Here is an 8,474-nt window from a genome sequence, read left to right as displayed (position 1 = left end):
CGGACCAGACAACCTGACAGCACCGCCGGTCGGCGTCGTTCGCGTAGCGCGGGGCCTCGATGGCCTCGCGCGACAGGTTCGACGCGCGACTTTGATCGACGGAAATCCCAGCGCGAGCCTTGGGCCCCAACGGGACATGCGCGTCCGAATGCGCGCTAAGCCAGCTCCAATTGTGCGGACTTTTGAAGCCTCAGCTTGGCAGCCCCGGCGCAAATAAACGGCTACGGGGGAGTGCCTGGCACCGGTCCGCGGGCAAATCTGGAAAGCGCCACTGGCCCGAATGGCCAACCCGCTGAAAAGAATGGTGGATGCGACAGGGATTGAACCTGTGACCCCCTCGGTGTGAACGAGGTGCTCTCCCGCTGAGCTACGCATCCGCCTTCGCGAAGGATGGGGCCTATAGCGGCTAGGCCCGCGCCCCGCAAGCGCCCAGCAGCCGCCGGCAGGCGTCCGGAAGCTCGTCATAGTGGTCGATCAGGATGTCGGGCGAAAGCTCGCGCACCGGCGTCTCCGTATAGCCGAAGCTGACCAGGATCAGGGCCACGCCGGCGGCCCTGGCCGCGCCCGCGTCCGGCGCCGCATCGCCCACCAGGATCGCCCGGTCATGGGCCCCGCCCAGGGTGTCGATGGCGAAGGTCAGGTGGCGCGGGTCGGGCTTGCTGGCCGGCGCGGCGTCGGCCCCGATCACCGCATCGAACCAGCCCGCCAGACCCACGGCGTCCAAAAGCGCCACCGAAAGGTCGGTGCGCTTGTTGGTGCAGACGCAGAGCTTCGCGCCCATGGCCTTCAGCCGGTCCAGGGCCGCCTCGACGCCGGGGAACGGCCGGCTCTGGTCGGCGATGTGGGCCAGGTAGTGGGCGATGAACCGGTCGAACAGCGCCGGGACCCGGCCTGCGTCCAGCGGCGCGCCGGCCTCCGCGAAGCCGCGCTCGATCAGCCAGCGGGCGCCGCGGCCGATGAACGGCCGGGCCTCGGCCAGGGGCAGGGGCGCGACGCCTTCCTGCGCCAAAAGCACGTTCAGCGTCTCCACCAGGTCCGGGGCGGTGTCCACCAGGGTGCCGTCCAGGTCGAAGGCGATCACCGCGCCGTCGAGTGCGCACGCCTCATCGGCCATCGATCACCGCGGTGGCCTGGTCGAGCCCGCCCGAATAGGCGTTCAGCGCCTCGCCGGTCAGGCCGATGTAGCGCGCCGCGTCGGCGAAGCGGCGCTCTTCGATCGCCTCGCGCACCCCGGGCAGGGTCTTGGCGCCGTAGCCGGTGAAGCGGCCGGGGGCATAGACCATGTTGCGGTACCAGGGCCGGAACGGCAGGCCCTCGGGCCGCAGCAGGCGCTGTTCCAGGGGGAGGATCAGAGCATCCAGCCGCTTGCGCTGGGCGGCGCTCAGCGACGGGCCCCGGGCCGCCAGGGCCAGGTCGAAGGCCGCGGCGCTGGCCTTGAGCCGGGCTGCCGCGGCGTCCAGCGGGCCGAAGTCCAACGCCACGGACGCCGCCATCGGCGTCGGCAGGCCGCTGGTCTGGGTGGGGTCGTCGGCCAGCTTGTAGGCGTTGGTGGCCAGCAGCCGGGCCTGGGTCACGGACTCCTCGCGCTTGGCGTCGGCCAGCTTCTTCACCTCGTCGGCATAGCCCGCCACCGTGGTGGCGAAGTCCCCATAGCGCTGCACCGGCAGGTCCGCGTCGGCGATCCGCAGCACCAGCCGGCCGGCGGTCTTGGCCAGGGCGCCGGCATAGGCGTGGCCCGGGTCCACGAAGCGGCTGTGGTGCTCGTAGTCGTCATAGGCCGAGTGATAGACCCCGCCGCTCTCGCCCTCGCCGCCGTAGGCGATGTTCAGCGACGCCAGGCCCAGGTGCTGCAGGAAGCTGGAATAGTCGGAGCCGGAGCCCAGCGCCTCGATCGGCAGGTCCTGGGCCGGATCGGCGGCGATCTTGCCCATCGCCTTGGCGCGGTCGTTGGCCCCGGCCACCGTGGCGTTCACCGCCACCCGGGCGCGCAGGCGGTCGCGCACGGGGACGCCGGTCTGCGGGTCGATGACGTCGGCGGCCACCTGATTGACCAGGTGCTGATAGGCATGGCTGCCCGCCGCGCTCATGAACCCGCGGCCGTTGCCGTCGGAATTGATATAGATGAGAGCCTTGGCCTTCAGCTCGGCGGCGTGGTGCTCGGCCCATTCGGTGGAGCCCAGCAGCATCGGCTCCTCGGCGTCCCAGCTGGTGTAGACGATGGTCCGCTTGGGTCGCCAGCCGGCCTTCTTCAGCGCCCCCAGCGCCTTGGCCTCGCCCATCATCGCCACGTGGCCGGAGAGCGGGTCCGAGGCCCCCATCACCCAGCCGTCGCGGTGGTTGCCGCGGACCACCCACTCGTCGGGACGCTGGGCGCCCTTCAGCCTGGCGATCACATTGTGCGCCGGCTTCAGCGACCAGTCGGACTTCACCACCAGCCGCGCCCGGCCGCCGTTTCCGCCCACATGGTAGGTGATCGGCAGCGAGCCGCGCCAGGCGGCCGGCGCCACCGGCCCGTCCAGGGATTGCAGCAGCACCTGGGCGTCGGCGTAGGAGATCGGCAGGGCGGGAATCTTCAGGATGGTCGGCGCATCCTCCCGCGCCAGGCGTTTCGCGTTCTTTGTCGAGCCGTAGCCGGGGGTGGTCGGGTCCCCGGGGAAGAGGGTCATGTCGGCCACCGAGCCGCGCTGGAAGCCCTGCGGCGGACGCGCCGCGCCCTTGGGATAGACGTCGTCGGTGGAATAGCCGTCGTCGCGCGGGTCGGAATAGATGATCGCGCCTACCGCCCCATGGTCCTGGGCCAGCTTCGGCTTCAGGCCGCGCCAGCCCTGGCCGTAGCGGGCGATGGCGATCTTGCCCTTCACCGAAATCCCCATGCGCTCCAGGGCGTCGTAATCGGCGGGCATGCCGTAGTTCACATAGACCAGCGGGGCGGTGACATCCCCGTCGCCCTGGAACGCCACATAAGCCGGCAGGGCGTCGGCCAGCCGGGTGGAGCTCTCGTCGCCGGGCACGGCGCGCTCGGTCAGGGTGGCCTTGAACGGCGCGCCTTCGCCGCTGACCAGCTCCAGGCTGACCTCCAGCGGGGTCGGATAGAGCACCCAGAAGGTCTCGATTTTGGCGTCCCAGCCCCAGGCCTTGAACTGAGCCAGCGTCATGTCGGCGTTGGCTTTGTTGTGGGGCGCGCCCACGTGGTTGGGCTCCGCGGCCATGGTCTTCAGCCAGCGGCCCATCTCGGCGTTGTCGATCTGGGCGTCGAAACGGCTCTCGAGGTCGCGGTTGGGCTGGGCCTGCGCGGCGCCGAAGGCCCCTAGGGCGCAGGCGGACAGAAGGGCGGCCAGGCGCGTGCGGCGTGTCATGAAACTCTCCCCGAAGCAGATGCGACGCTAGCCGCTTCTCGCCCCCGGCCACAAGGCTTGGTAAGGCTCGAAACACGCTCGTGACTCGGCCCCGGAGGACCTGCCCCGATGACAGCCCGCGCCGCCGTGATCCTCGCCGCCGGCCAGGGCACACGGATGAAGTCGCCCATCCCGAAGGTGCTGCACAAGGTGGGCGGCCGCAGTCTCCTGGACCGGGTGATCGACACCGTCCAGCAGGCCGGCTGCGAACGGATCTTGGTGATCGTCGGCGACCATAGCCAAGCCGTGCGAGACCTGGTGACGGCGAGGCTGGGAGAGGCCGCCGCGGTGCTCCAGGCCCCGCAACTGGGTACCGGCCACGCCGTGCTCTGCGGCGCCGACGCCCTCGCCGACTTCGACGGTGACGTGCTGGTGGTGAACGGCGACTGCCCGCTCCTGCAGCCGCACGACCTGGAGCCCCTGTTCAAGCTGCGGGCGGAGGGTGCGGCCCTGGCCATCCTGGGGTTCGAGCCGGTGGACACCCTGCTCTATGGCCGGCTGATCCGCGGCGGCGACGGCCACGTGATCCGCATCGTCGAGCCCAGCCAGGCCAGTGAGGAAGTCAAGGCGGTGCGCGCCTGCAACGCGGGCATGTATGTGGCCGCCCGCGCCGACCTGTTCCGCTGGCTTTCCCGCATCGACAACGACAACCCCAAGGGCGAGTACTTCATCACCGGCATCGTCGCCCAGGCCAACTTCGAGGACGCGTTGGTGCGTGCGGACGTCGCGCCCGAGAGCGCGGTGATGGGCGCCGACACGCAAGCCCAGCTCAGCGCGGCCGAGGCCATCTTCCAGCAGCGCCGCCGCGCCTGGTTCCTGACCGAGGGCGTCGCCATGCCGGCGCCGGAGACGGTGCACTTCTCCTGGGACACCCAGATCGCGCCCGGGGCCACCATCGAGCCCTATGTGGTGTTCGGACCCGGCGTGACAGTGGAGACCGGCGCCGTGATCCGCGCCTTCAGTCACCTTGAGGGCGCCCGCGTGGGCGAGGGCGCCCTGATCGGCCCCTACGCCCGGCTGCGGCTCGGCGCCGACATCGGCGAGCAGGCCCACATCGGCAACTTCGTGGAGGTCAAGAAGGTCACCGTCGGCAAGGGCGCCAAGGCCAACCACTTGAGCTATCTGGGCGATGGCGTGGTGGGGCCGGGCGCGAACATCGGCGCCGGGGTGATCTTCTGCAACTACGACGGCTTCGACAAATGGGAGACCCACGTGGGCGAGGGCGCCTTCATCGGCTCCAACACCGCCCTGGTGGCGCCGGTGACGGTGGGGGCCGGGGCCTATACCGGCTCCGGCTCGGTGATCACCAAGGATGTGGAGGCCGACGCCCTGGCCATCGAGCGCTGCACCCAACTCGCCAAGCCCGGCTGGGCGGCCAGGTTCCGGGAGATGAAGCGCGCCCAGAAGGCGAAGAAGGCCAAGGCGTGAGCGACGCCGACGACCAGAAGCGCGCGGCGGGCGAGGCGGCGGCGGCCCTGGTGGAGGCCGGCATGGTGGTGGGCCTGGGCACCGGGTCTACGGCAGCGTGGTTCATCCGCGCCCTGGCGGGCCGAGGCCTGGACGTCACCTGCGTCTGCACCTCCAGGGTCACCGGGGAGCTTGCTGCGAGCCTGGGCCTGAAGCTGGCCGGGCTGGGCGAGACCGGCGACATCGACCTTACGGTGGACGGCGCCGACGAGATCGGCCCTGGGCTTTCGCTCATCAAGGGCGGCGGCGGGGCGTTGCTGCGCGAGAAGCTGGTGTGGGAAGCGTCCCGCCGCTGCGTGGTGATAGCCGACGCCGCCAAGCATGTGAAAAAACTGGGAAAATTCCCCCTGCCTATCGAGGTGGTGGCGTTCGGCCACGCCACCACGGCGCTGCGCATCTGCGACGCCCTCGTGGAAAGCGGCCTCGGCGTCGCGCCCAGGCTGCGCACCCGTGACGGTGAGCCCGTGCGAACCGACGGCGGCAACTTCATCTATGACGCAGCCTGCGGCGCGATTGAGGAGCCGGCGGCCCTGGCGGCGGCGCTGAAGAGCGTCACCGGCGTGGTCGACCACGGCCTCTTCCTCGACCTGGCTGACCAGGCGCTGATCGGCGCGGCCGATGGCGGCGTGACGACGCTGGAACCCTGAGAGGAGCCCCCGCGTGGCGGACTACGACTACGACCTGTTTGTGATCGGCGCGGGCTCCGGCGGGGTGCGGGCGGCCAGGCTCGCCGCCATGTCGGGCGCCAAGGTGGCGGTGGCCGAGGAGCACCGGGTGGGCGGCACCTGCGTGATCCGCGGCTGCGTTCCTAAGAAGTTCATGGTGTACGCTTCGGAATTTGCGCATCATTTCGAGACAGCCAAGGGTTTCGGCTGGACCGTGGGCGAGCCCACCTTCGATTGGCCCGTCTTCCTGGCGGAGAAGGACAAGGAGATCGCCCGCCTCTCCGGTGTCTATGTGCGCAACCTGCAGAACGCCGGCGCCGAGCTGATCCACGGCAAGGCGAAGATGACCGATCCGCACACCGTCGAGGTCGAGGGCAAGGGCTCGGTGACCGCGGGCAAGATCCTGATCGCCACCGGCGGACAGCCCTGGGCGCCCAAGGACTTGCCGGGCGGCGAGCATGCCATCAGCTCCAACGAGGCCTTCCAGCTCCCGGAGCTGCCCAGGCGCATCGTCATCGCCGGCGGCGGCTACATCGCCGTGGAGTTCGCCGGAATCTTCAATGGCCTTGGGGTGGAGACCACCCTGGTCCACCGGGGCCCCAACGTGCTGCGCGGCTTCGATGACGATGTGCGCGCCCATCTGACCGAGGAAATGGAGCAGCGGGGCATCAAGGTGCTGCTGGGCGCCCAGCACGGCAGCATCGAGAAGACCGCCGAGGGCCTGGTCAGCCACTGCATCGACGGCCACGACCTGGTCTCCGACGTGGTCTTGTTCGCCCTTGGCCGCGAGCCCTACACCGAGGGGCTGGGGCTGGAGGCCTGCGGTGTCGCGCTCACCGAGACCGGCGCGGTGAAGGTGGACGCATTTTCCCGCACCAATGTCGAACACATCTGGGCGGTGGGTGACGTCACCGACCGGATCAACCTGACCCCCGTGGCGATCCGTGAGGGCCAGGCCTTCGCCGAGACCGAGTTCTACGGTCGCCCCACCAGCTTCGACCACGAAATGGTGGCCTCCGCCGTCTTCTCGCAGCCGCCGATCGGCTCGGTGGGGCTGTCGGAGGCGGACGCCCGCCACAAGCTGGGCAAGGTGGACATCTACCTCTCCCGCTTCCGGCCCATGAAGTACGCCTTCACCGGCGGCCACGAGCGGGCCCTGATCAAGCTGGTGGTGGACGCCGCCAGCGAGAGGATCGTCGGCTGCCATGTGGTCGGGCCCGACGGGCCGGAGATCATCCAGATGGCCGCCATCGCCATAAAGATGGGGGTGACCAAGCCGCAGTGGGATTCCACCTGCGCGGTCCATCCGACGCTGGCGGAGGAGCTGGTCACCATGCGCGAGAAATATGTGCCGCCGGGCCTGGGGCAGGCGGCGTGAGCCTGGCCGCCCAGCCCGCCCCCGGCCGACTTCCCCGCTGGTGCGGCTGGGTGATGGTGTTCGCAGCGGTGATGACGCCGCTGCTGGCCTGGCTGGGTCCGCTTGGCTTCGCGCCGCTACTGGCGCTCCTGGGGCTGCTGTGCCTGCCGGCGATCCGGCTGGACGACGCCGACCGCCCGGCGCTGGTGGCCCTGGCCGCGGCCCTGGTGTGGGCGGCGATCTCGACCCTGTGGAGCCCGCACGCCCCCAGGGACCCGGGATCCAGCACGGCCTTGAAGCTCGCCCTGGAGCTGCCGCTCTACTGGGCCGCGGTGTGCGGCGCCCGGCGCGCCGACCCGGCCCTGCAGCGGCTGGCCCTGCGGGTGCTGGCCTGGGGCCTGGCGGCGCTGGGAGCGCTCCTGATCGTGGAGGCCTTCACCGGCGGCCAGATCTACCGCGCCCTGCACATCGCCTTCTACGAGCCCATCCGCCCGGACCTGGCGGGCAAGAACCTGGGGCAAGCCGCATTCGTGCTGGCGCTGCTCTGGCCCCTGGCGGCGGCGGGTGGAGTGCGCGCCGGCGCTATCCCGGGGCTGGCCCTGCCCATGGCGGCCGGGGTCGCCGTGGCCGGGGTGGCCTTCAGGGCCGACGCCCCGCTGCTGGCCCTGGCCCTGGGCGGCCTGGCCGGGTTCGCCGTCTGGCGAGCGCCGCGCGAGGCGCCCAAGGCCATCGCCGGCGTCGCGGCCCTGTTCTTCGTGGCCATGCCGGTGGCGGTCTGGGCCATCCGCGATATCGCGGCGGCGACCTCGCTGGATCTTGGCCTGCCGCTTTCCTGGGCCCAACGTCTCAGCTACTGGAGCCACGCTGTCGACTGGATCGCCGAGCATCCCCTGCGCGGCTGGGGGTTGGACGCCAGCCGCATGTTCGGGCCGGGCATACAGCTTCACCCTCACAACAGCGCCCTCCAGCTCTGGCTGGAGCTGGGCGTGGCGGGCGCGGCGGCGGCGGCGGTGTTCTGGGGCGCGACCCTGCTTCGGCTGAAACGCACCGAACCCAGCCTGGCCATGGCGGCCACCGCGGCGTCGGTCGCCGCCTACCTGTTATTCGGGGCCGCCAACTTCGGCGTCTGGCAGGAGTGGTGGCTGGCGCTGGGCGCGCTGGTGGCCGTCCTGGTGGCGATGCTGACCGGGGATGCGGCGCCACAGCCCGCGGCCAAGCTTCGCCGCAGTGCAGCGCAAGCATCGACCTTCGCCCCCATATCGGAGTAGAAGGCCCGGTTTCGCCGCCGCGCCGTCTGAACTGCGGGGGCGTGGAGTTGTGAGCGATGACCGAGCACTGGACGCCCGCTTCCTGGAGAGCCAAGCCCGCCCGGCACCTGCCGACGGACTATCCCGACCAGGCCGCCCTGACCGAGGTGGAGCAGACCCTTCGTCGGATGCCGCCGCTGGTGTTTGCCGGTGAGGCGCGCCGGCTGAAGAGCCTGCTGGGCGACGTGGCCGAGGGCCGCGCGTTCCTGCTGCAGGGCGGCGACTGCGCGGAGAGCTTCAAGGAATTCCACGCCGACAACATCCGCGACACCTTCCGCCTGAT

At 70.7% G+C, this 8,474-nt stretch carries 7 protein-coding genes and 1 tRNA gene; 5 read left to right on the top strand and 3 right to left on the bottom strand.

Annotation, left to right across the window (positions count from 1 at the left end; genetic code table 11):
- Positions 1-302: 302 nt before the first annotated feature.
- The 3 genes from ACLL81_RS01095 to ACLL81_RS01085 form a co-directional block, all read right to left on the bottom strand.
- Positions 303-377, bottom strand: a tRNA-Val gene (locus ACLL81_RS01095).
- Between the two features lie 29 nt (positions 378-406).
- Positions 407-1,114: a phosphoglycolate phosphatase gene (gene gph / locus ACLL81_RS01090; RefSeq protein ID WP_411286502.1), complete on the bottom strand. Its 708-nt coding sequence runs from the start codon at positions 1,112-1,114 to the stop codon at positions 407-409.
- Complete coding sequence (locus ACLL81_RS01085; RefSeq protein ID WP_411286501.1) at positions 1,104-3,356, bottom strand: transferrin receptor-like dimerization domain-containing protein; 2,253 nt, start codon at positions 3,354-3,356, stop codon at positions 1,104-1,106. Before ACLL81_RS01085 ends, gph begins: the two co-directional genes overlap by 11 nt.
- Positions 3,357-3,464: 108 nt before the next feature.
- Between ACLL81_RS01085 and glmU the strand changes: the two genes are divergently transcribed.
- The 5 genes from glmU to ACLL81_RS01060 form a co-directional block, all read left to right on the top strand.
- Entirely contained in the window at positions 3,465-4,823 is a 1,359-nt protein-coding gene (gene glmU, locus ACLL81_RS01080) for a bifunctional UDP-N-acetylglucosamine diphosphorylase/glucosamine-1-phosphate N-acetyltransferase GlmU (RefSeq protein WP_411286500.1), read from the top strand.
- A complete protein-coding gene (gene rpiA, locus ACLL81_RS01075) occupies positions 4,820-5,509 on the top strand; it encodes a ribose-5-phosphate isomerase RpiA (protein WP_411286499.1) in 690 nt (229 codons plus the stop codon). The genes glmU and rpiA overlap by 4 nt, the downstream gene beginning before the upstream one ends.
- Before the next feature lie 13 nt (positions 5,510-5,522).
- Positions 5,523-6,905 carry a glutathione-disulfide reductase gene (gor, locus tag ACLL81_RS01070; protein ID WP_411286498.1) on the top strand — a complete coding sequence of 461 codons (1,383 nt, stop codon included), beginning with the start codon at positions 5,523-5,525 and terminating at the stop codon, positions 6,903-6,905.
- Positions 6,902-8,152, top strand: coding sequence for an O-antigen ligase family protein (locus tag ACLL81_RS01065; RefSeq protein ID WP_411286497.1), 1,251 nt, complete (start codon positions 6,902-6,904; stop codon positions 8,150-8,152). Before gor ends, ACLL81_RS01065 begins: the two co-directional genes overlap by 4 nt.
- 56 nt (positions 8,153-8,208) lie before the next feature.
- Positions 8,209-8,474 (top strand): 3-deoxy-7-phosphoheptulonate synthase (locus ACLL81_RS01060; protein WP_411286496.1); only part of this gene is annotated, 266 nt, incomplete at its 3' end.

Source organism: Phenylobacterium sp., assembly GCF_046590535.1.
In the GTDB taxonomy this organism is placed as follows: Bacteria; Pseudomonadota; Alphaproteobacteria; order Caulobacterales; family Caulobacteraceae; genus Phenylobacterium.
Note: the sequence above shows the minus strand (reverse complement) of the source record. Positions and strands in the feature narration are given on the sequence as shown.

Excerpts from the sequence above, each read along its gene's own strand:
- gph (WP_411286502.1), bottom strand. The coding sequence starts at position 1,114 with ATGGCCGATGAGGCGTGCGCACTCGACGGCGCGGTGATCGCCTTCGAC.
- ACLL81_RS01085 (WP_411286501.1), bottom strand. The coding sequence starts at position 3,356 with ATGACACGCCGCACGCGCCTGGCCGCCCTTCTGTCCGCCTGCGCCCTA.
- glmU (WP_411286500.1), top strand. The coding sequence starts at position 3,465 with ATGACAGCCCGCGCCGCCGTGATCCTCGCCGCCGGCCAGGGCACACGG.